General features: G+C 73.1%; 26 protein-coding genes. 14 read left to right on the top strand and 12 right to left on the bottom strand.

All coding sequences use genetic code 11. The features are described from left to right. Positions 1-10 precede the first annotated feature (10 nt). On the bottom strand, positions 11-157 hold the full coding sequence (locus VQH23_RS14755; protein WP_209369910.1) for a hypothetical protein: 147 nt from the start codon (positions 155-157) through the stop codon (positions 11-13). An 88-nt stretch (positions 158-245) separates the two neighbouring features. On the opposite strand from VQH23_RS14755, the gene aroB reads away from it, so the two are divergent. Next, the gene (aroB, locus tag VQH23_RS14750; RefSeq protein ID WP_338661495.1) at positions 246-1,964 is read left to right on the top strand and encodes a 3-dehydroquinate synthase; all 1,719 of its coding nucleotides are present in this window, start codon (positions 246-248) and stop codon (positions 1,962-1,964) included. Between the two features lie 47 nt (positions 1,965-2,011). Beyond that, on the top strand, positions 2,012-2,557 hold the full coding sequence (locus VQH23_RS14745; RefSeq protein WP_338661494.1) for a DUF2889 domain-containing protein: 546 nt from the start codon (positions 2,012-2,014) through the stop codon (positions 2,555-2,557). Position 2,558: 1 nt separating this feature from the next. Here VQH23_RS14745 and VQH23_RS14740 read toward each other — a convergent pair whose 3' ends face one another. Beyond that, positions 2,559-3,551, bottom strand: coding sequence for a hypothetical protein (locus VQH23_RS14740; protein WP_338661493.1), 993 nt, complete (start codon positions 3,549-3,551; stop codon positions 2,559-2,561). Positions 3,552-3,723: 172 nt separating this feature from the next. Continuing rightward, on the bottom strand, positions 3,724-3,996 hold the full coding sequence (locus VQH23_RS14735) for a BolA family transcriptional regulator (protein ID WP_338661492.1): 273 nt from the start codon (positions 3,994-3,996) through the stop codon (positions 3,724-3,726). A gap of 103 nt (positions 3,997-4,099) precedes the next feature. Between VQH23_RS14735 and VQH23_RS14730 the strand changes: the two genes are divergently transcribed. The 5 genes from VQH23_RS14730 (at position 4,100) to VQH23_RS14710 (ending at position 9,414) form a co-directional block, all read left to right on the top strand. After that, the gene (locus VQH23_RS14730) at positions 4,100-4,690 is read left to right on the top strand and encodes a J domain-containing protein (protein WP_338661491.1); all 591 of its coding nucleotides are present in this window, start codon (positions 4,100-4,102) and stop codon (positions 4,688-4,690) included. A gap of 49 nt (positions 4,691-4,739) precedes the next feature. Further along, on the top strand, positions 4,740-5,744 hold the full coding sequence (cobS, locus tag VQH23_RS14725) for a cobaltochelatase subunit CobS (protein ID WP_338661490.1): 1,005 nt from the start codon (positions 4,740-4,742) through the stop codon (positions 5,742-5,744). A 126-nt stretch (positions 5,745-5,870) separates the two neighbouring features. After that, entirely contained in the window at positions 5,871-6,500 is a 630-nt protein-coding gene (locus VQH23_RS14720; protein WP_338661489.1) for a glutathione S-transferase family protein, read from the top strand. Next, on the top strand, positions 6,497-8,374 hold the full coding sequence (gene cobT / locus VQH23_RS14715; protein ID WP_338661488.1) for a cobaltochelatase subunit CobT: 1,878 nt from the start codon (positions 6,497-6,499) through the stop codon (positions 8,372-8,374). Before VQH23_RS14720 ends, cobT begins: the two co-directional genes overlap by 4 nt. Next, positions 8,371-9,414, top strand: a complete 1,044-nt coding sequence (locus VQH23_RS14710; protein ID WP_338661487.1) for an esterase-like activity of phytase family protein — start codon at positions 8,371-8,373, stop codon at positions 9,412-9,414. The genes cobT and VQH23_RS14710 overlap by 4 nt, the downstream gene beginning before the upstream one ends. A 13-nt stretch (positions 9,415-9,427) precedes the next feature. Here VQH23_RS14710 and VQH23_RS14705 read toward each other — a convergent pair whose 3' ends face one another. The 4 genes from VQH23_RS14705 to VQH23_RS14690 form a co-directional block, all read right to left on the bottom strand. Next, entirely contained in the window at positions 9,428-10,189 is a 762-nt protein-coding gene (locus VQH23_RS14705; protein ID WP_338661486.1) for an ATP-binding protein, read from the bottom strand. A gap of 146 nt (positions 10,190-10,335) precedes the next feature. Further along, positions 10,336-10,632, bottom strand: coding sequence for a 50S ribosomal protein L28 (gene rpmB, locus VQH23_RS14700; protein WP_209369901.1), 297 nt, complete (start codon positions 10,630-10,632; stop codon positions 10,336-10,338). A gap of 116 nt (positions 10,633-10,748) precedes the next feature. Next, complete coding sequence (locus VQH23_RS14695) at positions 10,749-11,006, bottom strand: hypothetical protein (RefSeq protein ID WP_338661485.1); 258 nt, start codon at positions 11,004-11,006, stop codon at positions 10,749-10,751. A gap of 166 nt (positions 11,007-11,172) precedes the next feature. Then, positions 11,173-13,092, bottom strand: a complete 1,920-nt coding sequence (locus tag VQH23_RS14690) for an ABC transporter ATP-binding protein/permease (RefSeq protein WP_338666106.1) — start codon at positions 13,090-13,092, stop codon at positions 11,173-11,175. Between the two features lie 227 nt (positions 13,093-13,319). Between VQH23_RS14690 and VQH23_RS14685 the strand changes: the two genes are divergently transcribed. Next, positions 13,320-14,165: a DUF4743 domain-containing protein gene (locus VQH23_RS14685; protein WP_338661484.1), complete on the top strand. Its 846-nt coding sequence runs from the start codon at positions 13,320-13,322 to the stop codon at positions 14,163-14,165. After that, positions 14,162-14,803, top strand: coding sequence for a VOC family protein (locus VQH23_RS14680; protein ID WP_338661483.1), 642 nt, complete (start codon positions 14,162-14,164; stop codon positions 14,801-14,803). Before VQH23_RS14685 ends, VQH23_RS14680 begins: the two co-directional genes overlap by 4 nt. A gap of 25 nt (positions 14,804-14,828) precedes the next feature. Here VQH23_RS14680 and VQH23_RS14675 read toward each other — a convergent pair whose 3' ends face one another. Then, positions 14,829-15,563, bottom strand: a complete 735-nt coding sequence (locus tag VQH23_RS14675) for an SDR family oxidoreductase (RefSeq protein ID WP_338661482.1) — start codon at positions 15,561-15,563, stop codon at positions 14,829-14,831. Between the two features lie 118 nt (positions 15,564-15,681). On the opposite strand from VQH23_RS14675, the gene VQH23_RS14670 reads away from it, so the two are divergent. Next, positions 15,682-16,902 carry an MFS transporter gene (locus VQH23_RS14670; RefSeq protein ID WP_338661481.1) on the top strand — a complete coding sequence of 407 codons (1,221 nt, stop codon included), beginning with the start codon at positions 15,682-15,684 and terminating at the stop codon, positions 16,900-16,902. Here the strand turns inward: VQH23_RS14670 and VQH23_RS14665 are convergent. From VQH23_RS14665 to VQH23_RS14650, 4 genes are all read right to left on the bottom strand, one after another. After that, a complete protein-coding gene (locus tag VQH23_RS14665) occupies positions 16,880-17,686 on the bottom strand; it encodes a lipid-binding SYLF domain-containing protein (RefSeq protein WP_338661480.1) in 807 nt (268 codons plus the stop codon). The genes VQH23_RS14670 and VQH23_RS14665 overlap by 23 nt on opposite strands. Positions 17,687-17,792: 106 nt before the next feature. After that, positions 17,793-18,431: a histidine phosphatase family protein gene (locus VQH23_RS14660; RefSeq protein WP_338661479.1), complete on the bottom strand. Its 639-nt coding sequence runs from the start codon at positions 18,429-18,431 to the stop codon at positions 17,793-17,795. Between the two features lie 47 nt (positions 18,432-18,478). Continuing rightward, positions 18,479-19,294, bottom strand: a complete 816-nt coding sequence (locus VQH23_RS14655; RefSeq protein WP_408904213.1) for an ABC transporter permease — start codon at positions 19,292-19,294, stop codon at positions 18,479-18,481. Next, the gene (locus VQH23_RS14650) at positions 19,291-19,665 is read right to left on the bottom strand and encodes a hypothetical protein (protein WP_338661478.1); all 375 of its coding nucleotides are present in this window, start codon (positions 19,663-19,665) and stop codon (positions 19,291-19,293) included. Before VQH23_RS14650 ends, VQH23_RS14655 begins: the two co-directional genes overlap by 4 nt. 121 nt (positions 19,666-19,786) lie before the next feature. Here VQH23_RS14650 and VQH23_RS14645 point away from each other — a divergent pair, with 121 nt between their 5' ends. The 4 genes from VQH23_RS14645 to radA all read left to right on the top strand — a co-directional run bounded on the left by VQH23_RS14645 (position 19,787) and on the right by radA (position 26,109). Continuing rightward, entirely contained in the window at positions 19,787-20,842 is a 1,056-nt protein-coding gene (locus VQH23_RS14645; protein WP_338661477.1) for a spore photoproduct lyase family protein, read from the top strand. 70 nt (positions 20,843-20,912) lie between these two features. Continuing rightward, positions 20,913-21,989, top strand: a complete 1,077-nt coding sequence (locus VQH23_RS14640; protein WP_338661476.1) for a spore photoproduct lyase family protein — start codon at positions 20,913-20,915, stop codon at positions 21,987-21,989. Between the two features lie 141 nt (positions 21,990-22,130). Continuing rightward, entirely contained in the window at positions 22,131-24,584 is a 2,454-nt protein-coding gene (locus tag VQH23_RS14635) for an EAL domain-containing protein (RefSeq protein ID WP_338661475.1), read from the top strand. 85 nt (positions 24,585-24,669) lie between these two features. Further along, positions 24,670-26,109, top strand: coding sequence for a DNA repair protein RadA (radA, locus tag VQH23_RS14630; RefSeq protein ID WP_338661474.1), 1,440 nt, complete (start codon positions 24,670-24,672; stop codon positions 26,107-26,109). Positions 26,110-26,164: the final 55 nt, after the last annotated feature.

Below are 26,164 nucleotides of genomic sequence, written 5' to 3'. Positions count from 1 at the left end.
CGGCCGTGGCCTAGCGCGTGCCGAAGCGCTCGTTCGGCAGCACGCGCTCCACCGGCTGCTGGGAAACGCCCGGCGGGAAAGCGCCAACAGCCAGCAGCGCCGCGATCAGCGCGCCGATCAGCAGCAGCACGAGAAGGAGAAGGGGGCGTCGGAACATCGGGTGATCGGCTTCCCCAGGCTGCGGCGATCGGGCGGCGGGCCACCCGGCAGGACGCGGCGGCGGGGGTGTGCTAGCGTTGCGCGCCGTGTCACGCAACCTCGCCGATCCCCTCGTTTCCCCTCCGGCCCACGAAGGGGTCGCGGAGGCCCCCTCTCTCCCCGCCCCGCCGCCCCCGCCGGGGCGCAGCATCGTGCTCGTCGGCATGCCCGGGGCCGGGAAATCCGCCGTGGGCCGCCGCCTCGCCGCGCGGCTGGGCCTGCCCTTCCTCGACGCCGACACGGAGATCGAGAACGCCGCCGGCATGACGGTGGCCGAAATCTTCGCCCGCTACGGCGAGGCCCATTTCCGCGACGGCGAGCGCCGGGTGATCGCCCGCATCGCCGCCGGCCCGCCCGTGGTGCTGGCCACCGGCGGCGGCGCCTACGCCGATCCCCGCACCCGCCGGGCGCTGCGGGAGGAGGGCGCCCTCACCCTCTGGATCCGGGCGGAGATCCCCGTGCTGAAGCGCCGCATCGCCGGGCGCAGCAACCGCCCCCTCTTCATCGGGCGGGACCCGGAGGAGGTGCTGCGCGGCCTCATGGCGGCCCGCTACCCCGCCTACGCGGAGGCCGATCTCGCCATCGACTGCGGCGAGGACACGCCGGAGGTGACGACGATCCGGGCGGAGCGCGCCATCGGCGGATGGCAGCGCCCCGCGCGCCTGCCCGTGGCCCTCTCCGCGAATGCCTACGAGGTGGTGATCGGCAGCGGCCTCCTCGCGCGCGCCGGCGGGCTGCTCTCGCCCTACCTATCCTCCCGCCGCGTCGCGATCGTGTCGGACGCTACCGTCCACGCCCTGCACGGCGCCACCCTGCGCGCGGGGCTGGAGGAGGGCGGCTTCGAGATCCGCGCGGAGGTGACGGTGCCCCCCGGCGAGGGCTCCAAGCGCCTGGGCGTGCTGGAGGAGGTGCTGGAGGGTATCCTCGCCGCCGGCGCGGATCGCGGCACGGCCGTCATCGCCCTCGGCGGCGGGGTGGTCGGGGACCTCGCGGGCTTCGCCGCCGCCGTCGCCCTGCGCGGCCTGCCCTTCGTGCAGCTCCCCACCACGCTGCTGGCCCAGGTGGACAGCTCCGTCGGCGGCAAGACCGGGGTGAACCTGCGCGCAGGCAAGAACCTCGCCGGCGCCTTCCACCAGCCCCGCATCGTGCTGGCCGATACCGGCGCCCTCTCCACCCTGCCCGCGCGGGAACTGAGGGCGGGATGGGGTGAGGTGGCGAAGCACGGTCTCCTCCAGGGCCCGCTCTGGGAGTGGTGCGAGGCCCATGGCCCCGCCGCCATGGCCGGCGACCCGGAGGCGCTGCGCCACGCCGTGCTGGAATCCTGCCGCCTGAAGGCCGGGGTGGTGGCGGCGGACGAGTTCGAGACGGCGAAGGACGGCGGCCGCGCCCTGCTGAACCTCGGCCACACCTTCGCCCACGCGCTGGAGGCGGAGTGCGGCTACGACGGCACCCTGTTGCACGGGGAGGCGGTGGCAGTGGGCCTCGGCCTCGCCGCCGCCCTCTCCGCCCGCCTCGGCCACTGCGCCCAGGAATGGCCGGGGCGGGTGATGGAGCACCTGGCCGCGGTGGGCCTGCCCGCCCGCATCCGTGACCTGCCCCGCGGCTTCTCGGCAGAGGCGCTGATCGGGCGCATGCGGAAGGACAAAAAGGTGCGGGACGGCGCCATGCGCTTCGTCCTGCTGCGCGGCGCGGGGGAGGCCTTCACCACCGCCGATGTCCCGCCCGAGGCGGTGGAGGCGCTGCTGCGGGACGAGGGCGCGGGCTGAAACGGCGCTGGCCGGGGGCGGCACTGATGCTTATGTTGCGACGCATCATGCCGCTCTCAGCCCCCGCCGACCGGAAGCCCCTGCACCGCCGCGCCATCACCATGCACGGCTACCAGCGCGAGGACGGTCTCTTCGACATCGAGGGGCACCTCGAGGACACGAAGAGCTACACCTTCTCCGGCCTGGACCGCGGCACCATCAAGCCCGGTGAGCCGCTGCACGGGATGTGGCTGCGCCTGACCGTGGACGACGACCTGACGATCATCGCCTGCGAGGCCTCGACCGACTTCTCCCCCTACGCCATCTGCCCCCAGGCCGCGCCGAACTTCGCGGCGCTGGCGGGGATCCGCATCGGCCCCGGCTTCACCCGCGCGGTGAAAGAGCGGGTGGGCGGCAGCGCCGGCTGCACCCACCTGCGGGAGATGCTGGCCCAGATGGCGACGGTGGCCTTCCAGACCATCTACCCCGTCCGCCGCCGCAAGGAAGCGGAGAACCCGGAGGCGCTGGAGGCCTCGCGCAAGCGGATGATCGGCACCTGCCTCGCCTACGCGCCGGACAGCCCGATCCTGGCACGGCGCTTCGCGCCGGGCTGAACTAGCCTCCGGGCCGCGTCGGGAGGTTCGGGCGGCGCCGCATGGCGGCCCGGAGCAGCGCGAGAAATGGCCGGCCGAGGGCCGCGCCCCGGCGGAGCCACAGGGCCCGCCCCGCCCGCCGCTGGCCACGCCGGGCCATGGCGCCGAGCCCTTCCGCCTCCGCGCGGCGGAAGCTCTCCAACGCCTCCTCCGGCGCGCCGAGGGCGAGAAGGGCGTTGCCGCGGATGTGGTAGGAGCGCCCGGTGGGCAGGTCCTGCAGGGGCAGCAGCCGCGCCCGCAGCGCGGCACCGGCGCTGGGGGCGAGGCCATGGGCGGTGCCACGGGCCTGCCACTCGGCGGCGGCCTGGCCCAGCGCATCCACCTCCTCCGCCGCCGTCATCCCGTTCCGCCGCGCCGCGTCCAGCAGCGCCCCGCCCTCCGACACGCGGCCCTGCCCCAGCCGCGCGGCCCCGAGCACGCCGCGGGCTACGGGCAGGGCCCGGCGCCGGGCCCGCAGAAGCCGGCGGAAGGCCGGCAGGTCCTCCGCCAGCAGCGCCCGCAGCGCGGCCTCCAGCGCCGCCCCCCCGGCGAGAAGGCGGATGGTCCCGTGATAGATCCCGCGGATCGGGACCGGACGCAGGCCGGGCTGCGCCATCAGCGCCATGTTGGCCGCGTCGTCCCCGTGCATCGGATCGTACACCGCCCAGCTCACCGGCGGCGCATCGCCCGGCCGCACCCGCATGTCACGGTGCAGGGCGCGGCGGTAGAACTCCCGGTGCCGCAGGTCCTCCGGCACGTCCCCCGGCGCGATGGAGGCCTGCGGCGAGAGGGCGAGCGCGTGGCTGAGGCCGAGCCGCCGGCCGTAGCGCAGCGCGGCGTAGCCGCCCATGCTGAAGCCGTAGCCGATCGCGACCGGGCCGAGGCGGCCGCGCAGCGCCCCCGCGGCCGCCTCCACGGAGGCGGCGGGGAACCAGTTCGGCCGCCGCGCGACGAAGCCGAAGCCCGGCCAGCCCATCCGCGCCACCGCCTCAGACCCCCAGAAGCCCTCCGGCCCAGGCCGTTCCTGGGCGTCGCCGAAGGTGACGACCGCCGGCCGCGCCGGGTCGCCGGGAAGGGCGCGCAGGACCAGTTCCGCGTCCTCGAACAGCGTCTCCGACAGGGTGGCGCCTCCCCCAGCCTCGGCGGCCTTACGCCTCGCCGGGCGCCCGCAGCTCCAGCGCCAGGGCGTGCATCCCGCCGCCGAACTCCTCCGCCAGCGCGGCGTGCACGGCGCGGGACCGCGCGAGCCGCGTCATGCCCGCGAAGCCCGGCGCGACGACGCGCACGGAGTAGTGCGTCTCCCCCTCCGGGCGGGCGCCGGAATGGCCGGCGTGGCGGTGGCTGTCGTCCTGCACGGCCACCTCCGCGCCGGGAAAGGCGTGGAGGAGGGTGGCGCGGAGGCGCTCGGCGCGGCTGCTCATGCGGGGGTGCTCATTCAAGGGGTTTTCCATGGGTTAAGGGCATATGGGAAGGGACGTTTCGTGCCTTGCCGGAGCGGTCATCCGCGCCCATAAGGTCCACATCATGGCCCGACGCGGCAGCGCACCACTCCGATCCACCATCCCCCCCGGCAGCTCCGCCCGGAGCTGCGAGGCCCCCGGCTGCGAGGCCCCCGGCGAGTTCCGGGCGCCGCGCGACCGCTCCCGCCTGCGCGACTACTACCATTTCTGCCTTGAGCACGTGCGCGCCTACAACCAGGCCTGGGACTTCTACCGCGGTATGAGCCCGGAGGAGATCGAGCGGAACCTGCGCGACGATTCCGGCTGGCAGCGCCCCACCTGGCCCCTGGGCAGGCTGGGAGGGCAGGCCCATATCGGGCCTGAGGGCTTGCGCGACCCGCTCGGCCTCTTCGCCGACACCAAGCCGACGCCGAAGAAGACCGCAAAGGAAGCGCCGCCGGAGTTGCGCGCCGCCCTCGACGTCCTCGGCCTCGGCTGGCCGATCGACGAGGACGGGCTCCGCGCCCGCTACAAGGATCTCGCCAAGCGCTACCACCCGGACGCGAATGGCGGCGACCGATCCTCCGAGGAGCGGCTGAAGGACATCAACCGCGCCTACAGCCTCATCCGCAAGCGCCTCGCGACGCTTGCACCCCAGCCGAGCCAGGCGGCCTGAGACCGAAAGGCCCGCCGCCCATCACCTTCCCAGCGAACCGGACCCGTCCATGAACAACGTCGCCAGCATCTCCGAGAGCCGTTCCACGGCCACGATCGACATGCCCGACACGAAGGTGTCCGTGCGCGAGGTCTTCGGGATCGAGAGCGACATGGTCGTGCCCGGCTACTCGGCGCGCACGGAGCACGTGCCGGAGATCGACACCACCTACAAGTTCGATCGCGACACCACGCTGGCCATCCTCGCGGGCTTCGCCTTCAACCGCCGCGTGATGGTCCAGGGCTATCACGGCACCGGCAAGTCCACCCATATCGAGCAGGTGGCGGCCCGCCTGAACTGGCCCTGCCTGCGCGTGAACCTGGACAGCCACATCTCCCGCATCGATCTCGTCGGCAAGGACGCGATCGTGCTGAAGGACGGCAAGCAGATCACGGAGTTCAAGGAAGGCATCCTTCCCTGGGCCCTGCAGCACCCCTGCGCCATGGTGTTCGACGAGTACGATGCCGGCCGGCCGGACGTGATGTTCGTGATCCAGCGCGTGCTGGAGGTCGAGGGCAAACTGACCCTGCTGGACCAGAACCGCGTGATCCGCCCGCACCCGGGCTTCCGCCTGTTTGCCACCGCCAACACGGTGGGCCTGGGCGACACCACCGGCCTGTACCACGGCACCCAGCAGATCAATCAGGGCCAGATGGACCGCTGGAACATCGTGGCGACCCTGAACTACCTGCCCCACGCGCAGGAGACCTCCATCGTCGCCGCCAAGATGGGCGTGGCGGAGAACGACTCGAAGGGCCGCAAGCAGATCGAGGCGATGGTGGCCCTGGCCGACCTGACCCGCGCGGGCTTCATCGCCGGCGACATCTCCACCGTCATGTCCCCGCGCACCGTCATCACCTGGGCGGAGAACGCGAAGATCTTCGGCGACGTGGGCTTCGCCTTCCGCCTCTCCTTCCTCAACAAGTGCGACGAGGCGGAGCGGTCCACCGTGGCCGAGTACTACCAGCGCTGCTTCAACGAGGAGATCCCGACGGGTCTCTACGTGAAGCGCTAGGGGCGGCATGGAGGCCGGGCACCGCGCCCGGCTTCCGCTGAGCTTCCCGGCACGCCACCCAGCCAGCGCGCCCAGCGGGCGCCGGAGCGGGATGGCGGCTAACGCGATCACGGGCCGAGGTCCTGCATGTCCCGCTTCCTCCTCCACTTCGCCCCCCGCACCCGCGCCGTCGGCAGCCTGTGGCTGCTGGAGGAGGCGGGCGCCGGCTACGACCTGCACGAGCTGGACATCACGGGCGGCACGCAGAAAAGCCCGGACTTCCTGGCCCTGAACCCCGCCGGCAAGCTGCCAGTGCTGGAGGATCGCGGCCCCGGAGGCGACTGGACCGGTACCGTGATCTGCGAGGCCGCGGCCATCGTGGCCTATGTCGCCGACGCCCTGCCCGAGGCCGGCCTTGCCCCCGCCCCCGGCACAAGGGACCGGGCCGCCTACCAGTTCTGGATGACCTACGGCCCCGGCGTGGCGGAGCCCGCGATGGCCGACCTTGCCTGGCCGCGCGCGAAGGAGGCCGAGCCGGTGGCCATCGGCTGGCCGCCCTTCCCGGCTGTGCAGGACCGGATCGAGGCCGCCCTCGGCGGCCGCGACTGGCTGCTTGGCCCGCGCTTCTCGGCGGCGGACATCACGGTGGGCGGGCTGCTCGCCTTCATGAACACTTTCGGCATGCTCCAGCCCGGCCCCAACATCGCCCGCTATCTCGCGGCCATCGCGGCGCGCCCGGCCCGGCAGGCCGCCCTGCGGAAGGGAGGCATGGCATGAGCGGCAGCAACAAGGACACCACTCGGCAGGAGGAGTTCAAGCGGGCCACCGCCGGCGCCATCCGCGCCATGGCCCGCTCCTCCGAGGTGCAGGTCGCTTTCCAGCCCGGCCCCTCCGGCCTTGCCGGCAAGCGCGCCCGCCTGCCCCTACCCACCCGCGCCCTGCCGCCCACCGAGATGGCGAAGCTGCGCGGCGCCGCCGATTCCGTGGCCCTGAAGCTGCGCCATCACGACGAGGCCACCCACGCCGCCCGCACCCCCGGCCGCCGCGAGGCGAAGGAGGTCTTCGACGCGTTGGAGCAGGCGCGCGTGGAGGCGATCGGCGGCCGCCAGATGGCCGGCGTCGCCGCCAACCTCCGCGCCCGCCACGCCGAGCAGGCGGAGGCCGAGGGCTACGACCGCATGACCCGCAAGGACCAGCTGCCGCTGACGGCGGCGCTGTCCCTGCTGGCGCGGGAGAAGATGACCGGCGAGCCCGTGCCGGAGGCCGCGCGCCGCGTGGCCGACCTGTGGCGCGACACGCTGGGCCCGCGCGCCGACGACGCCCTGGCCGAGATGGCCACCGCCGCGGAGAACCAGGAGGCCTTCGGCCGCGCCGCCCGCAAGCTGCTGGCCGCGCTCGACCTCGCCGAGGCCGAGGCGGAGGCCGAGAGCGAGGAGTCCCAGGACCAGGAGGACGAGGGCAGCGAGACCTCCGGCGCCCAGGACCAGTCCGGCGAGGGCGAGAGCAAGCCCCAGGAATCCGAGAGCCTGATGGGCGCCCAGCCCGAGCAGACCGAGGGCCAGGCCGGAGAGGAGGAGGCCGGCGAGGAGGAAGAGGACGACGGCGCCGCCGCCGAGGGCGAGGACCGCCCGGGCGGCCCGCAGCAGCGGAAGGAGGTGCCCGTCACCGACGACGCCTCCGCTTACCGCGCCTACATCCGCCAGTTCGACGAGGAGGTCTCGGCGGACGACCTCTGCGATCCGGAGGAGCTCGCCCGGCTGCGCCAGCAGCTCGACCAGCAGCTCTCCCACCTGCAGGGCGTCGTCTCCAAGCTCGCCAACCGCCTGCAGCGCCGGCTCCTCGCGCAGCAGCAGCGCGCCTGGGAGTTCGACCTGGAGGAGGGGATGCTGGACGTGGCCCGCCTCGCCCGCATCGTCGCCTCCCCCACCCACTCCCTGACCTACAAGCGCGAGCGCGAGGCGGATTTCCGCGACACGGTGGTGACGCTGCTGATCGACAATTCCGGCTCCATGCGCGGCCGGCCGATCACCGTGGCGGCCATGTGCTGCGACATCCTCGCCCGCACGCTGGAGCGCTGCGCGGTGAAGGTGGAGATCCTCGGCTTCACCACCCGCGCCTGGAAGGGCGGCCAGAGCCGCGAGCGCTGGGTACAGGACGGCAAGCCCCGCAACCCCGGCCGCCTGAACGACTTGCGCCACGTGGTCTACAAGGCCGCCGACGCCCCCTGGCGCCGGGCGCGCAAGAACCTCGGCCTGATGCTGCGCGAGGGGCTGCTGAAGGAGAACATCGACGGCGAGGCGCTGGACTGGGCCTACAGGCGCATCCTGGCCCGCCCGGAGAAGCGCCGCATCCTGATGGTAATTTCGGACGGCGCGCCGGTGGATGACAGCACCCTCTCCGTGAACCCCGGGAACTACCTGGAGCGGCACCTGCGCAAGGTGATCCACGACATCGAGGGCCGGGACATCGTGGAGCTGATCGCCATCGGCATCGGCCACGACGTGACGCGCTACTACCGCCGCGCCGTGACGATCGTGGACGCCGAGGAGCTGGGCGGCACCATGATGAAGAAGCTGGCGGAGCTGTTCGACGAGGACGCCGCCACCGCCTGGCAGCGCGCCGCGTCCGAGCGGGCGCCGGTGATGGTGTGATCCCCGGCCCCCTCGCTGCATCAGGGCGCAGGGGGCTGAAGCGAAGGCAGTTCGGCCGTCGCGCGGCCCTTGCCGCGCTGACGGGGGCCGCCGCCTGCGCGGGGCGGCCGGGGCTGCTGGCCTACCCCGTCCCCCTGCCGCCAGGGCGCCCGGACTCAGGGCATCCGGACCGGCCGCTGCGCCCGCTGGGCGTGCTGCGGGTCGAGACGGGCCAGCTCGGCGCGGACGGGCTCTCCGGCCTGCATATCGGCCCGGACCTGACCCTCACGACAATCTCCGACCGCGGCCGCTGGGCCCAGGCCCGGCTGGTACTCGCCGCGGACGGCACGCCGCTAGCGCTGGAGGCACCGCGATCCGGCCCGCTGCGCGACACGGCCGGCCGCGCCCTGCCCCGCGACATCGCCGGCGACGCCGAGAGCCTCGCCCGCCTGCCTGACGGTAGCTGGCTCGTCGGCTACGAGCGGGAGCACCGGATCTGGCGCTACCGCGACCTCGATTCGGCCGCGGTGCCGGTGGCGAACCCGCCGGGAATCGAGATGTCCGCCGCCAACGGCTCGCTGGAGGCGATGGGCGTTCTGACGGACGGGCGCTGGCTCGTCATCGCCGAGACCCTTTCCCCGCCGGAGGATCCCGCCGCCCGCCTGGCCTGGATCGGCGGCCCCGGGCGCTGGCACCGCTTCATCTATCGCCCGCGCGCCTGGCACAGCCCGAGCGACCTCTGCCCCCTGCCGGACGGCGGCGCGCTGGTGCTGGAACGGCACTTCAACTGGAGCGAGGGCTTCAGCGCCGGCATTGCACGCCTGCCCCCTCCCCCGGCCGCGCCGGCGGTGCTGGAGGGGGTGGAGGTGGCCCGGCTCGAGCCGCCCCTGCCGAGCGACAACTGGGAGGGGATCGCCGCGTTCCGCCACAACGGCCGGGACCTCGTCGCCGCCATCTCGGACGACAATCAGATGGTTCCCCTCCAGCGCACGCTGCTGATGGTGCTGGGCTGGGCGGATGAGGGCCGGCCGCCGCAGGATCTCCCCCGGCCGGAAGCGTGAGCCTCCGCGCGCGTCAGGCCGCCGCCCCGTCCTCCAGCACCCGCGCGCGGGGCAGGGTCAGCCAGGTGCGGGCGCCGATCCCCGGCGCCGCCTCCAGCGTCAGCTCCCCGCCATGGGCCCGCATCAGCTCCCGCGCGGCAGAGAGCCCGAGGGATAGGCCGCGCGTGCCCTCCCCACCGGACAGGTCCTCGCGCGGCAGGCCGGCGCCCTCGTCCTCGATCACCAGCGCTACCGTCTCCGCCGCGCGGACGAGGCGGAGGGCGATCCGGTCCCCGGCCCGCGTTTCCCGCGCCGCCCGGGCCAGGGACTGGCCGAGGATACGGCCCAGGGCGCGGCGGTCGGCCAGCACGGTCAGCGCCTCGGCCTCCGGTGCCACCTGCCAGTGCCGCGCCCCCTCCCCGAGGGAGAGAGTGACGTTCCCCACCGCTTCCCGCAGCAGGGGGCCGAGGGGAAGGCGGCTCTCCTTCAGGCCGCGCGATCCGGGGGCGGCGGTGAGGTGATCCGCCACCTCATCCGCCAGGTTCAGCAGGCGCCGCCCTTCCGTCTCGGCGGCGGGGAGGAGCGCCGGGGGTAGCCGGGCGGCCAGGCCGAGCAGCGCCAGCCCGGAGATCTCGAGCTCCCGCGCGGCGAGGCCGAGGGTCCGCCCCGCCGCGTCCAGCCGCAGCGCGGACCGGGCCTCCCGCGCCTCCGCACCCCGCGCGCGCCTCAGCAGGCGCCAGGCCAGGATGGTGGGGAGGACGGTGCTGGCCGCCAGGACGAGGGGGAGGGTCTCCATCCCGGCAAGCTGGCACGGCCATCCTGCCCGCCGGTTAACGCGCCCGGGCGGGTCGGGCACCGGACATGACCCCACCAGACATGACAACGGCGCGAGGGAGGTCCCCCGCGCCGCTGAACGCGATCCTCAGGTGAGGGAGAGGTGCCTCAGGCGGCGGCCTTCTTCGCCTGCGCCTTCTCGATGCGGCGCTTCAGCACCTTCGCCTCGACCGTCAGCGCGCGGTCCGGCGTGCCGAGCAGGAAGGAGTCCAGGCCGCCATTGTGCTCCACCGTGCGGATGCCGCGGGTGGAGAGGCGAATCTGGATGGAGGTGCCCAGCACGTCCGAGAAGAAGGAGGTGTGCTGGAGGTTCGGCAGGAAGCGCCGGCGGGTCTTGTTGTTGGCGTGGCTGACGTTGTTGCCCGTCAGGACGCCCTTGCCGGTGATGCCGCAGCGGCGGGACATGGTGGAAACCCCTGGGTCTTCGGGCCGCGCGGCCATGCGGGAGGGCACGGGGCACGGGTTGGTGTTCGGATAAGAGGGGCGCGTATGGCCTCCGCGCCCCCGGGAGTCAAGTCAGGTCAGGACACCGGTGGCCTCTCCGCCCGCATGGCCTGCAGTTCCCCGCTCTCGACGGAGTTGAGGGCGCTGCGGAGGACGTTGGCGATCGCCTTGTCGTCCATCTCCCGCGCCATCAGCCCCAGCGCGCCGCCCAGCAGGGCGGAGGCGATGGAGATGGGGGCGATGCCCTGCTCGATCATGTACTCGATGGCCTTGTCGGTCACGGAGCCGGCGTGGCTCAGGTCTTCCGGGGCCATTCCCGTCGGGTCCAGGGACATTCCCGGGCACTCCTGTCAAATATTGCCCCCAGATGGTCAACTCGGGGCCGAAGATGAAGACCCGGGCGGTATAGCCGCCCGGACCATCGGGAAAAGACCCCAGGGGCCACCCGTGCCATCGGCCTGTCGCCGGGGCCGGTCGCTGGAGCCGGTCGCCGGGGCAGGCTTAGCCCGGGGCTGGAACGGGCCCCGGGGTGGGAGGCGCGGCGACGGGCGGGGCGTCCTCCCGCGTCGCGGCGGCCGCCTCGGCCAGCGCCACCGCCTGGGCCTGGCGGCGCCACATCCCGGCATAGATGCCCTCCGCCGCCACCAGCTCGGTATGGGTGCCGCGCTCCGCGATCCGGCCATCGGCGAGAACGATGATCTCGTCCGCCTCCACCACGGTGGAGAGGCGGTGGGCGATCACCAGCGTGGTGCGCCCCTTCGCCACGCCGCGCAGGGCGGACTGGATCTCCTGCTCCGTCCGGGTGTCCAGCGCGCTCGTCGCCTCGTCCAGGATGAGGATGCGCGGGTCCTTCAGGATGGTGCGGGCGATGGCCACGCGCTGCTTCTCGCCGCCCGAGAGCTTCAGCCCACGCTCACCGACGCGCGTGGCATATCCCTCCGGCAGCCGCATGACGAAGTCGTGGACCTGGGCCAGCCTCGCGGCCGCCTCGATCTCCTCCTGGCTGGCGCCGGGGCGGCCATAGGCGATGTTGTAGGCGATGGTGTCGTTGAACAGCACCGTGTCCTGCGGCACCACGCCGATCGCCGCCCGCACGCTCTCCTGCGTCACGTCGCGGAGGTCCGCGCCGTCGATGGTGATGCGCCCGTCCCACACGTCGTAGAAGCGGAACATTAGGCGGGAGATGGTGGACTTGCCCGCCCCCGTCGGCCCGACGATGGCGAGCATGCGCCCCGGCGGCACGGTGAAGCTCACCCCGTGCAGGATCTCCCGGTTGCGGCCGTAGCCGAAGCGTACATCCTCGAAGCGCACCTCGCCGCGGCCGGGCGGCAGGGCGGGGGCGCCGGGGCGGTCGGAGACCTCGCGCGCCTCCCGCATCAGGGTGAACATGGCCTCCATGTCCACCAGCCCCTGCTTCATCTCCCGGTACACGAAGCCCAGGAAGTTCAGCGGCAGGTAGAGCTGGATGAGGTAGGTGTTCACCAGCACGAAGTCGCCCACCGTCATGGTGCCGCGCGCGACGCCCTGCGCCGCCATCAGCATCACGGCCGTCAGGCCGATGGCGATGATCGCGGCCTGGCCGATGTTCAGCCAGTTCAGCGAGACCTCGGACTGGATGTAGGACTTCTCGTAGCGCGAGAGGGAGGCGTCGTAGCGCCGCTCCTCGTGCCGCTCGTTCCCGAAGTACTTCACCGTCTCGTAGTTCAGCAGGCTGTCGATCGCCCGCGTGTTCGCCTCCTGGTCCGTCTCGTTCATCCGGCGCCGAAACTGCAGCCTCCAGTTGGTGAAGACCAGGGTGAAGGCGACGTAGAGCGCGATGGTGCCGAGCGTGACGGCGGCGAAGGTGAAGCTGAACATCCGCCACAGGATCACCGCGACCAGCAGGATCTCCACGATGGTGGGGATGATGTTGAACAGCATGAAGTCGAGGACGAAGTTGATCCCCCGCGTCCCCCGCTCGATCACGCGGGAGAGGCCGCCCGTCTGCCGGTCCAGGTGGAACCGCAGGGACAGGGCGTGCATGTGGGTGAAGACCTGCAGCGCGATCCGCCGCCCGGCGCGGGCCTGCACCTTCGTGAACACCGCGTCCCGCAGTTCCCCGAAGGCGGCGGAGGCGATGCGCAGCAGGCCGTAGCCCACCACCAGCGCCACCGGCACGGCCATCACCGCCCCCGCCGTGACGGCACCTGCGGCCGCACCGGCGCCGACATGCGGCGTCAGCGCGTCCACCGCCCGGGCATAGGCCATGGGCACCAGGATGTTGGCGACCTTCGCCGCCAGCAGCAGCACCAGGGCGACGACGACGCGGGCGCGCAGCCCCGTCTCGCCCTTCGGCCAGAGATAGGGGGCAAGGCTTTTCAGCGTCTCCCAGGTGCCCCTGGGGCCATTGGGCAATTCGGCGGGCGGGCTGGGCGGGACCATGGAATCGGGCACGCGGGAACTCCGGGGCGCGGGCCGCAGGGGCGGGCTCGGGCGGCCCGTGGGATGAGGTCCCTGGGGCCGGCGACGCGCCGGGGCGGTCCGGTATGGGGGTGCCGTCCCATCAGGACGGCATTCGGGGAGGGAGATGGGGCTTCCCGCCGTCCGGCACCAGCCGCGACCGCGCATGCGGGGGTGCCGGAACGCGCGGGGCAGGGCAGGATGGGTGCATGAACCCTTTCGCCCGGCACATCGCGGCCTGCAACAACATCCCCTCCCCTGCCGGCTACCTGCCCTTCCGGATCGGGGAGGAGCAGGTGGGCTGGCTGGAGGCCGAGGCCGCCCGCGCCCTCACCTTTCTGCCGAAACTCGTCCATTTCGGGCCGGAGGGCGTCTCCCTCGCCGCCGGCCTTCGCGGCGTGGCCGCCCGCACCGGCGCCCTGGCGGAGATCGGCCAGGCCCTGGCGAAATCCGGCTTCGGCCGTATCCGGGGGGAGGAGTTCGACGTGCGCGCCCACCCCACCGGCCCGGTGCTGGCCACGGTGGATCGTGGCGTGCTGCCGGCCATGGGCATCGTCAGCCAGGGCGTCCACGCGAACGGGCTGGTGCGCCGGCCGGACGGGCTGCACCTCTGGGTGGGCTGGCGGGCCAAGGACAAGGCGATCGCGCCGGGCAAGCTGGACAACGTGGTGGCCGGCGGCATCCCCGCCGGGATGGATCCGGAGCGCTGCCTGGCGAAGGAGGCGGAGGAGGAGGCCTCCATCCCCGCCGATCTGGCGGTGAAGGCCCGCCTCGTCGGCCGCGTCTCCTACGTGATGCGGACCGAGGAGGGGATGCGCCGGGACCTGCTGCACCTCTTCGACCTCGACATGCCCGAGGACGTCATCCCCCGGCCGAACGACGACGAGGTGGAGCGGTTCGAGCTCTGGCCGGTCGGGAAGGTGCTGGAAGCGGTACGGGACACGGACGACGTGAAGTTCAACGTGAACCTCGTCCTCATCGACCTCTTCCTCCGCGAAGGATTGGTGGAGGATCCGGACGGGGTCCTGCGGGCAGGGCTGGACCAGCTCGGATGACACTCGTCCTCGACCACCTCGTGGTCGTGGCGCCCGGCCTGGAGGAGGGCGTGGCGCATGTCCGCGACCTCCTGGGAATCGAGATGGGGCCGGGCGGCGCGCATCCGGAGATGGGCACGCATAACCGCCTGCTCCGCCTCGGTGACGGCGCCTTCCTGGAGGTGATCGCGATCGACCCTGCCGCCGCCGCTCCGGCCCGCCCCCGCTGGTTCGGGCTGGACGACACCGCCGCCCGGCGCACCGACTGGGAGAAGGGGCGGCGCCTCCGCGCCTGGGTCGCCCGCACGGACGATCTGAACCCGGTGCTGGCCCGCCACGCGGCGCTGCTCGGGGAGGCTGTCCCTGTCTCGCGGGGGGACCGGCGCTGGCGCTTCGCGCTGCGGCCGGATGGCGCCCTGCCCGCCGGTGGCGCCATGCCCTGCGTCATCGACTGGGGCCCACGCGGCTGCCCCGCCCCGGCCATGCCGGACCAGGGCGCGCGGCTCGCCTCCTTCACCCTTGAGCATCCCGACCCCGAAGGCGTGCGGAGCCTCTACGACACACTGGGGCTGGCCGACGCGCCGACCGTGCGGGAGGGCCCCGAACCGCGCCTCCACGCCGTCATCGACACACCCGCTGGCCCGCGCGCCCTCTTCTGAGGGCCGGGGCAGGCGCGGCCGGCTCTCAGACGTGCTGCCCGCCGTTGATGTGGATCTCCGCCCCGTTCACGTAGGAGCTGGCCGGGGAGCAGAGGAAGAGGATCGTCTCCGCCACCTCCTCCGCCGTGCCCAGCCGCCGCATGGGGATCTGCCGCTCCACGATGTCCTCCGTGCCGGGGGAGAGGATGGCCGTATCGATCTCCCCCGGCGCGATGGCGTTCACGCGGATGCCGTGGGCACCGAACTCGTAGGCCAGTTCCCGCGTCAGCGCCGCCGCCGCCGCCTTGGAACAGGCATAGGCAGCCCCCGCGAAGGGGTGCACGCGCGATCCCACGATGGAGGTGACGTTCACGATGCTGCCGCCCCCCGCCTTCAGCTCGGGGAACAGCCCCCGCGCCAGGGCGGCGGTGGAAAAGAGGTTCACGTTGAACACCGCGGTCCAGGCCTCGTGGTCCGTGTCCAGCGCCCCCAGCCGCGCCCCGCCCTCCCCCTTCGGCGAGATGCCAGCATTGTTCACCAGCGCGTGCAGCTGCCCGCCCGGCAGGCGAGACCGGACCTCCTCGATCATCGCCCTCACCTGCACGGGGTCGGACAGGTCCGCCTGGATGTGCCCCCAACGCGCCCCGGGCCAGCGGCACTCCTCGGAGAAGGGCTGGCGGGAGACGGTGAGGATGCGCCACCCCTCCCCCTGGAAGCGCTTCACCGTGGCGTGGCCGATGCCCCGGCTGGCACCGGTCAGCAGCATGATCCTGGCGGTCATCGCGGTCGCTCCGGCGGGGTGGCCCCTCATGCGACGGCCCGGCGCCCCGGCGCAAGCACCGGCATTGCGGCGCAACGGGCGGAGGGCGCGGGCGGCCCGGATCGGGCAGGCAGGGGCCATGCCGAACCCCATCCGCCGCCTCGCCCTCTCCAACCTCGCCGCCCAGGCCTCGGAACAGGTCGCGCTCGCGGCCGCGCCGCTGCTGGCCGTGCTCTCCCTCGGCGCGGACGCGGCGGCGACGGGCTGGCTCCAGGCCGCGCAGACCCTGCCCTTCCTGCTGCTCGCCCTGCCCGCCGGCCTGCTGGCGGACCGCGCCTCGCGCCTGCGCCTGATGATCGGGGCGGAGGCGCTGCGTGCGGCGGCCCTGCTCGCGATCCTCGTCCTGGCGGGCACGGGGCATCTTGGCCTGGTTGGGCTGGCGGCGCTCGGCGCCCTCGGCGCGGCGGGCACGGTGGCCCAGGGCGTGGCGGCGCCCGCCATCGTGCCGGCCCTCGTGCCCCGCGCGGGGCTGGCCGCCGCGAACCGCGCCCTGGAGCTCGGCCGCAGCCTCGCCTTCGCGGCGGGGCCGGCGCTGGGCGGGGCGCTGATCGGCTGGCTCGGCGCCGGCCCGGCCTATGGGCTGGCGATCGGGCTCTCCCTGCTGGCGGTGGCGCCGCTCGCCGGGCTGCGGGAACCGCCCCGCGCCGTCCTCGCCCGCCGGAAACCGGCGGCGGAGTTGCGGGAGGGGATCGGCTTCGTCCTCTCGCACCCGCTCCTGCGTCCGATCCTGGTCACGGCGGTGCTGTTCAACACCGCCTGGTTCGTGCTGCAGGCCGGGCTGGTGGTCCATGCCGTGCGGAACCTCGGCCTCTCCGCGACGGGGGTGGGGATCCTTCTCGCGCTCTTCGGGGCGGGAATGATCGCCGGGGCCCTAGCCTCCTCCCGGCTGGCGGCGCGGGCACGGCTCGGCGCGCTGATCGCCACCGGTCCCCTCGCGGCGCTGCTCGGCTCGGGGCTGATGCTCGCCACCACCGCCCTGCCCTCCCCGGCCCTGGCGGGGGCGGCGCTCTTCCTGTTCGGGGCGGGGCCGGTGCTCTGGACCATCCACACCACGTCGCTGCGCCAGGCGGTGACGCCCGGGGCCATGCTCGGCCGCGTCTCGGCGACGGTGATGACAGCCACCTACGGCGCGCGGCCCCTGGGCGCCGCGATCGGCGCGATGCTCGCGGCGCGCTGGGGCGTGGAGGCCTGCCTTCTTGCCTCAACCCTCGGCTTCGCGGCTCAGGCGGGGGTGCTCCTCTCCTCCCCTGCGCCGGGGCTGCGCTCCCTGCCGCAGGCTAGCGCAGCGTCTCCCGCATGACCGTCCCGCTCGGTGCCGCCTGCATCGGCGGCATCCCACCCGCGCCCGGGGGCGGCGCCATCATCGGCTGCGGCGCCCTGCCGCCGCCCGGCGCGCTGAAGCGCATCAGCGCCGCCCGCAGCGGGTCGGCCGCCGGGTTATGGGCCTGCATGTCGATCACGATGTTCCGGGAAGCGACGGAGCGCCCGTAATACCCCGTGTTGAAATCGTTCCGGCTGGAGAGGAGCGACCCCTCCAGCGAGATGCCGGCATAGAGCCCCCGCGCGCGGGCGTAGCTCACGATGTCCGCCCCCACCGCCGCGGTGGTGGCGCCGCCGATCCCCGCCCCGATCGTCGCCACCGAGATGGCGGCGTCCGCGCCGATCTTGAACTGGCTGTCCAGCACCGCGTTCAGCCCACGCTCCGTCAGGATGATCATCATCACCTGCATGTCCTGTACGCCGATCTGCAGGCCGAAGCTGGCGGAGCCAATGGTGTAGAAGGCGGGGGAGGACCAGGAGCCCGCGCCGTCCCGCGCCGTCAGTACGCAATCCCCGCCCTGGCCGCCGAAGAGGAAGCCGGCCCGGAAGATCCGGGGGCAGATCATCACGGCCCTCGCCCGGGCGAGGGAGCCGGTGGCGTCGTGCAGCGCGTTCGGATCGCCCTGGGTCAGCATCTCCGTCACCGTCAGCGTGGCGCGGTCCACCAGCGCCTGCTGCTCCACCTGCTGCGCCCCCGCGGCGCGCGGCAGGGCGCCCATGGCCAGGGCCGCCAGTGCACCCAGCGCAAACATCTTGCGGCGCATGAAGTCTTTCCCCCAACCCCTTGTCGCAATAGGCAGACTATACCGCCGACCGTGGCGAGACCAGGGCGGCGCCGTGGCAGGCTTGCGGGGCTTCAGGCTTCAGGCTTCAGCCCGGCGGCTGGGGCATCGGCGGCTCCTCGTTCACCCCGCCCACGCGCCAGTGGCCGTTCTCCTTCTCCAGCCGGGTGAGGGAGAGGTTCTTCACGCTGAACTGCAGCGCCTGGTAGGGCGAGAGGCCGCAGGCATGGGCCAGCGCCGCGCGGATGGAGCCGCCATGGGCGACGATCACCGCGTCCCCGCCCGGGTTCTCCGCCGCCACCGCCTCCAGCGTGGGGCCCACGCGCCCCACCACGTCGGACAGGCTCTCCCCGCCCGGCGGCCGCTCATCGGCGCCGTGGTTCCAGAAGGGGTGCGGCGGGTCGCGCAGCACAGCGGTGAACGCCTCATGCGTCATCCCCTGCCACTCGCCGAGGAACTGCTCCACGAAGTGCGGCAGCTCCGTCAGCGCCGCCTCCGGGTAGCCGGCGGCGAAAACGGCCATCGCGGTGGCGCGGGTGCGGGCCAGCGGGGTGCAGTACCAGCGCGCCTCCGGCGGCAGGCGTTCGGCCAGCCAGGTATGGGCGGGCCGTTCCCGCGCCAGGGTCTCCTGGCACAGCGCCACGTCCATGGAGCCGTAGGCCGTGAGGCGCGCGGCGGGCTCCACCAGGGCGTGGCGGATGAGGAAGATCCTGGTCGTGTCCGGCATGGTGCCGCCTTAGCCCTCCCGCTCCGGCGCGGCTACCTCTCGCCCGGCTACTCTCCCATGTTGAGCAGCGCGCCCCGTTCCCGCGCCCGCCGGAACTGGGCCATGAAGAGCCAGGCGCCGAGGCCGAGCCACACCAGGTTGAGCGCGAAAGCGAGGCCGAGGTGCCCCCAGGCTACCCGCCCATCCAGCAGGGCGGCGCGCATCCCCTCGAACACATGGGCGGCGGGAATGGCGTAGGCCACGGGCTGCAGCCAGCCCGGCAGGACGGAGACGGGGTAGAACACCGCCGAGAAGGGCGCGATCCCGAAGAGCACGGACCAGGCGAGCGTCTCCGCCCCCGCGCCGTGACGCAGGATCATGCTGGTGACGCCCAGCGCCACCGCCCAGCCCATGATCATCAGCGCGGCGAAGAACAGCACCACCACGGGGCCGAGCGAGAACAGGCCGAAGCCGTACAGGATCCACGCCAGCAGCACCGCCGGCAGCACGCCCGCCAGCATACGGATCGCGCTCAGCCCCACCAGCGCCGCCACCAGCTCCCAGGGGCGGAGCGGCGAGACGAAGATGTGGCCGAGGTTGCGGGACCAGATCTCCTCCAGGAAAGAGATGGCGAAGCCCATCTGGCTCCGCAGCGCCACCTCCCACAGCAGCACGCCGCCGAGCAGCGCACCGGCGGCGATGCCCGCGGTGTTCTGCTGCACCCCCGCGATGTAGGCCGTGACGAAGCCCCAGACGACCATCTGCAGCACCGGCCAGTACATCAGCTCCACCACGCGCGGCCAGGAGCGGCGGAACAGGGCGAGGTGGCGGTACGCCACGCCCCAGATGCGCCGCGCCGAGGCGCGGATCGCGGGGGTGGTCACTTCACCCCCGTCCAGGGCTGCGGCTTCGCGCCGCTGTCGCCGCCGAAAAGCATGGCCAGGAAGGCGAGCACGGCCGCGGCGATCATGAGGACGGACCACCACTGCATCGGCACGAAGAACAGGGAGTGCGAGGTGCGGAGGAGCACGCGCTCCCCGGTCCGGGCATCCACCAGCTCCCGCGCCGGGCGGCCGTTCAGGCGGCGGCCGAGGACCCAGTTCGCCGCGGCCGCGGCGACCAGCCCGAGGACGAAGCCGTAGCCGACATGGGCGCCTTGGGACTCCAGGAGCGTGCCGGCGGCCAGGGTCACGCCCCCTCCCACCAGGGCGAGGATCACGACGGTCAGAATGCCCCAGCCGCGCCAGATGATCATGGCCGCCCTCCCGATGGATGGCCCCAGGAAGCCCCAGGACGCCCCCGCCGGCAACAGGGCGCACGACCAGGCCGCGACCGAACCTGGGCAGGTGCGCCCGCCATCCCCACATCCCCACCGGATGGCCGCGCTCCCCCTCGACATCGCCCGGATCTACGTCGAGCCAGCCGCGGAGGCCCTTCCGCGCGGCCGGGAGATCCTCGCCCGCTTCCCGGAGGCCGAGCGCATCCCGGTTGAATCCCACTGGCGCATCCCGGAGCTGCGGGAGGGCGATCCCGGCGATTACCTGGCCGCGAAGAGGCAGGCGCTGGTGCTGGGCGTGAAGAAGGGCCTGACCTTCCGCCCCAATGGCCGCAGCGCGGACTTCATCGCGCCTTCCTCCTCCAACGGCTGCGCCATGGCCTGCGCCTACTGCTACGTCGCGCGCCGCAAGGGCCACGCGAACCCGATCACCGTCTTCGCCAACATCGAGGCGATCCTGGCCGCCACCGCGCGCCACGCCGCGAAGCAGGGCCCGAAGGCGGAACCGAACCAGGTGGACCCGAAAGACTGGGTCTACGACCTCGGCGAGAACGGCGACCTCTCCGTGGACGCCGGCATCTCCGACAACGTGCGCGACCTCGTCGCCCTGTTCCGCACCCTTCCCAACGCGAAGGGCAGCTTCGCCACCAAGTGGGTGAATCCCGACCTGCTGGGCTACGATCCGGGGGGCCGCACGCGCATCCGCATGTCCCTCATGCCGCCCGTCCTGGGGAAGCTGCTGGACGTCCGCACCTCCCTCATGGCCGAGCGCATCGCCGCCATCCCCGAACTCCACCGCGCCGGCTACGAGATGCACCTGAACTTCTCCCCCGTGGTCCTGCGCGAGGGGTGGGAGGCGGAATGGGGCGCGCTGTTCGAGGAGCTGGACGACATCCTGCCCGCCGCCGTGAAGGACGGGCTGGCGGCCGAGATCATCATGCTCACCCACAACAGCGACCTGCACGAGATCAACCTCGCCTGGCACCCGAAGGCGGAGGAGCTTCTCTGGCGCCCGGACATCCAGGAGGAAAAGGTTTCCGAAAGCGGCGGCGTGAACCTGCGCTACCGCACGGGCTGGAAGGGCCGCTGGCTGCAGCGCTTCAAGGACCTGCTCGCCGCCCGCATGCCCTATTGCCGGGTGCGATATGCCTTCTGACGCGCCCCAGGGCGCGATGCCTTCCGACGCGCCCCAGGGCGCGATGCCTTCCGACGCGCCCCAGGGCGCGATGCCTTCCGACGTCCTGGAGGCGCCTGCCCGCGCCCATCCCCTCTGGAAGCCCAGGCGCCTCCTCATCACGCCCTCCGCCTTCGGCTGGCCGCAGGGCGAGGCCATGGCGGAGCGCGCCGCCGCGCTGGGCGCCGAGGTGGTGCGGCTGAAGGCCGACCGCCTGAGCGGCCTGCCCGACACCTATCGCGACGCCAAGACCACCATGGCCGTCGTCGTCGCCTCCCCTAGCCGCCGCAAGCCGCAGCCCATCCCGCCCAGCGCCGACTGGCGCTTCGACCTCGCTGAGGGTTGCCCGGCCCATTGCAGCTACTGCTACCTCGCCGGCTCCCTCGCCGGCCCGCCCATCATCCGCGCCTATGCCAACCTGCCGGAGATCCTGGCCGCCCTGCCGCCCCTGCTCGGCCAGGGCGCGGTCACCTCCCGCAACGCCGCCCGCGCGGCGGAGGGCACGACCTACGAGGGCTCCTGCTACACCGATCCCCTGGGCATCGAGCACATCACCGTCAGCCTCGCCGAGACGATCCGGTTCTTCGGGGATTGGGAAGCGGAGGCCCAGCTCCGCTTCACCACGAAGTACGACGGCATCGGCCCCTTGCTGGACCTGCCGCACCACCGCCGCACCCGCATCCGCTTCTCCGTCAATGCGCGCGCGGCGGAGCGCTTCGAGGGCGGGGCGCCGCGCGTGCGGAACCGCCTGCACGCCATGCGGCAGGCCGCGCTGGCCGGCTATCGCATCGGCCTCACCGTCGCGCCCATCCTGAACCTGCCGGACTGGCGAGAGGCCTACAACGCGCTGCTGGCCGACTGCGCCACCGCCCTGCAGGGCGCGGCAGATCCGGACCTGACGGTGGAGCTCATCACCCACCGCTTCACCGAGGGCTCGCGCGAGGTGCTGCAGGGCTGGTACCCCGGCAGCGGGCTGGAGATGGACCCGGAGCAGCGCAGCCGGAAGCTGACGAAGTTTGGCTCGGCCAAGTACGTCTTTCCCAAGGCCCTGATGGCCGACCTGCGCCGGGAGCTCGAGGCGGGGGTCGCCCGCCATTTGCCGAGCGCACGCGTCCTCTACTTCACCTGAAGCCTCGGACCGTCCGCCGTCTCGGGCGCCGCAGGCCGGCTTCCCCGCCGTGGACACGCCTTTGCGAATTTTAATCATGCAATCTGCGGTTGTATAAGCCTCTCCGCCGTTGCACTCTCAGGAGAATGGGCAAGAGAGCCGATGCTGCACGCCCTGGGTTGCCTTCAGTACGACCACAACCCGGCGCTGCTCGTCCTGGCAGCCGCGGTGTGCTTCATGGCGTGCTTCGTCTGCACCAACCTCGTCCGGCGGGCCGGGTCGGTGAAGCCGGCGCATCGCAAGCTCTGGAACATCGGCGCGGGCGTCGTCTACGGCTCCGGCGTCTGGGCCACGCACTTCATCGCCATGCTCGCCCTCCAGCCCGGCATCCCCATCAGCTACGCGCCGGGCCTCACCGCCCTCTCCGCCCTCGTCGCGGTCGTCGGCGCGGCCCTTGCCTTCCAGATCGGGCAGATCCCCGGCATCGGGCAGTCCAGGAACCGTTCAGCGGAGATGCGCGCCCTGGTGGCCGGCGCGGTGCTCGGGCTCACCGTGGGCGCCATGCACTACATGGGCCTCAGCGCCATCCTCCTGCCGGGCCACATCGAGTTCTCCCCGGTATACGTCGTGATCTCCGTCCTGATCGGGGGCGGGCTGGCCGCCGCGGGGCTCTCCTGCCGGTTGGACGACCGGCCGCGGCGCCTGCTCGCCAGCGGCCTGCTGGCGGCCTCTATCATCGGCCTGCACTTCACCGGCATGGCCGGCACGACGCTCGTGCCGCATGGCGGCCTCTGGGCGGCCCATGCCGGCGTGGACGAGCGGGTCCTCGCCATCACCGTGGCCGCCGTGGTGGGCACGGTCGCGGTCGTCAGCCACATCAGCGTGGCGCTGGAGGAGAAGCTGTGGGGCCAGGGCACGCGCGATGCGGCCCGGCTGCGCCGGCTGGTGAACAACACCTCAGACGGCCTTTTCATCCATCGCGGCGGCAAGATCCTGGACGTGAACGAGCCCCTGGCGCGGCTCCTCGGGCGCCCGCCGGAAGCGCTGGTCGGCCAGGACATCGCGGGCATCCTCCCGGCGGAGGCCGCGGCGCGTCTGCGCGACGCCGCCTCTCCGGTGGATGACCCCGGCCCGGCGCTGGAGGTGGAGCTGACCACCGGGAACGGCCGCCGCATGGCCGTCGAGATCCTCTCCCGCGTCATCGAGGAGCCGGATGCGGCGGACCGGAAGGATCTGCCGCCCGCCCATGCCGTGGCCGTGCGCGACCCGACCGAGCGCAAGCGGGCGGAGGAGCGGATCCGCTACCTGGCGCACCATGACGGGTTGACCGGCCTGCCCAACCGCACCCTGCTGGCCGACCGGGCGAACCAGGCGCTGGAAACCGCCATGCGGGAAGGCCACGGCATCGCCCTGCTCTGCCTCGACCTCGACCGCTTCAAGACGGTGAACGACCTTCTGGGCCATGACGGCGGCGACAAGCTCCTGCTGCAGGTGGCGGAGCGGCTGCGCGAGCTGGTCCGCGGCGGGGACACCATCGCCCGGCTGGGCGCCGACGAGTTCGCCATCGTGCAGGCCAACCTCGACGCACCGGAGGACGCCGCCGCCCTCGCGGGCCGGATCATCCAGGCCCTCTCCGCGCCGTTCAGCATCGAGGGCCAGGTCTTCCAGGTCAGCACCAGCGTCGGCACCGCGATCTTCCCCGCCGATGGCCGGACCGTCCCCCGGCTGCTCCGCAACGCTGACACCGCCCTCTACCGGGCGAAGCGCGAGGGCCCGGGCACCCACTGCTTCTTCGAGGCCGCCCTGGAGCAGCGCCTGATGGAGCGACGCGCCCTGGAGCGCGACCTGCGGACGGCGATGGAGCGCGGCGAGCTGCACCTGGCCTACCAGCCCCAGTTCGACACCCGCACGCGGGAGATGGTGGGGGCGGAGGCCCTTCTGCGCTGGAATCACCCGCAGCGCGGCGCCGTCTCCCCGGGCGTGTTCGTGCCGGTGGCCGAGGAATCCGGCCTCATCCTCCCGCTCGGCCGCTGGGTGCTGGAGACGGCCTGCGCCGAGGCGGTGAGGTGGCCGGTTCCCTGCCGGGTGGCCGTGAACATCTCCCCCGCCCAGTTCCGGCAGCCCGACCTGATACCCGCCATTGGCCGGACGCTGGAACGCACCGGCCTGCCGCCGACCCGGCTGAAGATGGAGGTGACCGAGGGGCTTCTGATCGACGACACCGAGCGCGCCCTGGCGACCCTCCATGCCCTGAAGGAGATGGGCATCGCTCTCGCGCTCGACGATTTCGGCACGGGATACTCCTCCCTCAGCTATCTCCGGCGCTTTCCCTTCGACGAGATCAAGATCGACCAGTCCTTCGTGCGCGGCCTGGGCCGGGACGTGGAGTCGGCGGCGATCGTGGAGGCGGTGCTCGCCCTCAGCCGCAGCCTCGGCATGAGCGTCGTGGCGGAAGGGGTGGAAACCGAGCAGCAGCTGGAGATGCTGCGCAGCCGCGGCTGCCCGCGGGTGCAGGGCTATCTCCTCGGCCGCCCTGTCCCGTCCGCTGCGCTCTTCCGCGCGCCGGGGGCGGGGCTGGTGCGGGGTTCGGCGAGCCAACCCGCCGGGCCGGCCTGACCCGAGGCGGGCCCGCCCCTTCTAACCGCCCCCTCCCCGCGCTACATCCCGGGATGTCCACGTTTCGTTCCTGATCGGGCATCCCTTGGCCAAACCCACCCACCGCTTCGTCTGCCAGTCCTGCGGCACCGTCCACCCGAAGTGGCAGGGAAAGTGCGAGGGCTGCGGGGAGTGGAACACCCTGGCCGAGGAGGTGGTGGAGGCCCGCGCCCCCGGCCCGGCCAAGACCGCCGCGCTCGGTGGCCGCAAGGTGGAGTTCGTGGCCCTGAAGGGCCAGGCCGCCCCCCCGCCCCGCACCCGCACGGGCATCGCGGAGCTGGACCGGGTGCTCGGCGGCGGCTTCGTGCCGGGCTCGGTCGTGCTGGTCGGCGGCGATCCCGGCATCGGCAAGTCCACCATCCTGCTCCAGGCCGCCGCCCGCGTGGCCGAATCCGGCAGGCGCACCCTCTACGTCTCGGGCGAGGAGGCGATCGAGCAGGTGCGCCTCCGCGCCCTGCGGCTGGGCGTCGCCGGCGCCCCGCTCGGCCTCGCCGCCGCCACCTCGCTGCGCGACATCCTCGCCAGCCTGGAGGAGGAGCGCGACGCCGGGCTGGTGATCATGGACTCCATCCAGACCGTCTGGCTGGACAGCCTGGACTCCGCCCCCGGCACCGTCTCCCAGGTCAGGGCCTGCGCCGCCGAGCTGGGGCGGCTCGCGAAGTCCAAGGGCTTCGCCCTCGTCCTCGTCGGCCACGTCACGAAGGAGGGGACGCTGGCCGGCCCCCGCGTGCTGGAGCACATGGTGGACGCCACCCTCTACTTCGAAGGCGATCGCGGCCACCAGTTCCGCATCATGCGCGCCACGAAGAACCGCTTCGGCGCCACGGACGAGATCGGCGTCTTCGAGATGACGGAGACCGGGCTGGCCGAGGTAACCAACCCCTCCGCCCTCTTCCTCGCGGAGCGCCGGGGCAACGTCTCCGGCTCCGCCGTCTTCGCCGGGCTGGAGGGCACGCGGCCCGTGCTGGTGGAGGTGCAGGCCCTCCTCTCCCCCTCCGCCGGCGGCAGCCCGCGGCGGCAGGTGGTGGGGTGGGACTCCGGCCGCCTGGCGATGCTGCTGGCGGTGCTGGAGAGCCGCTGCCGCATGACGCTGGGGATGAACGACGTGTACCTGAACGTCGCCGGCGGGCTGCGAATCCAGGAGCCCGCGGCCGACCTGGCCGTGGCCGCCGCCCTGCTGAGCGCCGCGACCGACCGCCCCTGCCCGCCCGACACGGTGTTCTTCGGCGAGGTCGGCCTCTCCGGTGAAATCCGCCAGGTGTCCCAGACGGAGCTGCGGCTGCGGGAGGCGGCGAAGCTCGGCTTCTCCGCCGCTACCCTGCCCCGCCGCGTGGCGCGCGGCGGCCGGGCGCTCTCGGCGCCGGACGGGCTGCGGATGACGGAGATCGGCCACCTCGCCGACCTCGTGGCCCCCTTCGCCGCCGGCACCACCCGCAGGCCGGCCGCGAGGAAGGCGAAGGAGGAGGAGCCGGCCGAGGCGGAGTGAGGGACGCCGCGGGCGCCGCCATGGCCCCCGTCATGGCACTGCAACATGCCTCCCC

Origin of the sequence: Pararoseomonas sp. SCSIO 73927, from assembly GCF_037040815.1 — a bacterium.
In the GTDB taxonomy this organism is placed as follows: Bacteria; Pseudomonadota; Alphaproteobacteria; order Acetobacterales; family Acetobacteraceae; genus Roseomonas.
The sequence above is the reverse complement of the archived record's forward strand: the minus strand, read 5'-3'. Positions and strand labels throughout refer to the sequence as shown.

Excerpts from the sequence above, each read along its gene's own strand:
- VQH23_RS14755 (WP_209369910.1), bottom strand. The coding sequence starts at position 157 with ATGTTCCGACGCCCCCTTCTCCTTCTCGTGCTGCTGCTGATCGGCGCG.
- VQH23_RS14745 (WP_338661494.1), top strand. The coding sequence starts at position 2,012 with ATGCCGCTCTCAGCCCCCGCCGACCGGAAGCCCCTGCACCGCCGCGCC.
- VQH23_RS14740 (WP_338661493.1), bottom strand. The coding sequence starts at position 3,551 with ATGGGCTGGCCGGGCTTCGGCTTCGTCGCGCGGCGGCCGAACTGGTTC.
- VQH23_RS14735 (WP_338661492.1), bottom strand. The coding sequence starts at position 3,996 with ATGAGCAGCCGCGCCGAGCGCCTCCGCGCCACCCTCCTCCACGCCTTT.
- VQH23_RS14730 (WP_338661491.1), top strand. The coding sequence starts at position 4,100 with ATGGCCCGACGCGGCAGCGCACCACTCCGATCCACCATCCCCCCCGGC.
- cobS (WP_338661490.1), top strand. The coding sequence starts at position 4,740 with ATGAACAACGTCGCCAGCATCTCCGAGAGCCGTTCCACGGCCACGATC.
- VQH23_RS14720 (WP_338661489.1), top strand. The coding sequence starts at position 5,871 with ATGTCCCGCTTCCTCCTCCACTTCGCCCCCCGCACCCGCGCCGTCGGC.
- cobT (WP_338661488.1), top strand. The coding sequence starts at position 6,497 with ATGAGCGGCAGCAACAAGGACACCACTCGGCAGGAGGAGTTCAAGCGG.
- VQH23_RS14705 (WP_338661486.1), bottom strand. The coding sequence starts at position 10,189 with ATGGAGACCCTCCCCCTCGTCCTGGCGGCCAGCACCGTCCTCCCCACC.
- rpmB (WP_209369901.1), bottom strand. The coding sequence starts at position 10,632 with ATGTCCCGCCGCTGCGGCATCACCGGCAAGGGCGTCCTGACGGGCAAC.
- VQH23_RS14695 (WP_338661485.1), bottom strand. The coding sequence starts at position 11,006 with ATGTCCCTGGACCCGACGGGAATGGCCCCGGAAGACCTGAGCCACGCC.
- VQH23_RS14690 (WP_338666106.1), bottom strand. The coding sequence starts at position 13,092 with ATGGTCCCGCCCAGCCCGCCCGCCGAATTGCCCAATGGCCCCAGGGGC.
- VQH23_RS14685 (WP_338661484.1), top strand. The coding sequence starts at position 13,320 with ATGAACCCTTTCGCCCGGCACATCGCGGCCTGCAACAACATCCCCTCC.
- VQH23_RS14680 (WP_338661483.1), top strand. The coding sequence starts at position 14,162 with ATGACACTCGTCCTCGACCACCTCGTGGTCGTGGCGCCCGGCCTGGAG.
- VQH23_RS14675 (WP_338661482.1), bottom strand. The coding sequence starts at position 15,563 with ATGACCGCCAGGATCATGCTGCTGACCGGTGCCAGCCGGGGCATCGGC.
- VQH23_RS14670 (WP_338661481.1), top strand. The coding sequence starts at position 15,682 with ATGCCGAACCCCATCCGCCGCCTCGCCCTCTCCAACCTCGCCGCCCAG.
- VQH23_RS14665 (WP_338661480.1), bottom strand. The coding sequence starts at position 17,686 with ATGCGCCGCAAGATGTTTGCGCTGGGTGCACTGGCGGCCCTGGCCATG.
- VQH23_RS14660 (WP_338661479.1), bottom strand. The coding sequence starts at position 18,431 with ATGCCGGACACGACCAGGATCTTCCTCATCCGCCACGCCCTGGTGGAG.
- VQH23_RS14650 (WP_338661478.1), bottom strand. The coding sequence starts at position 19,665 with ATGATCATCTGGCGCGGCTGGGGCATTCTGACCGTCGTGATCCTCGCC.
- VQH23_RS14645 (WP_338661477.1), top strand. The coding sequence starts at position 19,787 with ATGGCCGCGCTCCCCCTCGACATCGCCCGGATCTACGTCGAGCCAGCC.
- VQH23_RS14640 (WP_338661476.1), top strand. The coding sequence starts at position 20,913 with ATGCCTTCCGACGTCCTGGAGGCGCCTGCCCGCGCCCATCCCCTCTGG.
- VQH23_RS14635 (WP_338661475.1), top strand. The coding sequence starts at position 22,131 with ATGCTGCACGCCCTGGGTTGCCTTCAGTACGACCACAACCCGGCGCTG.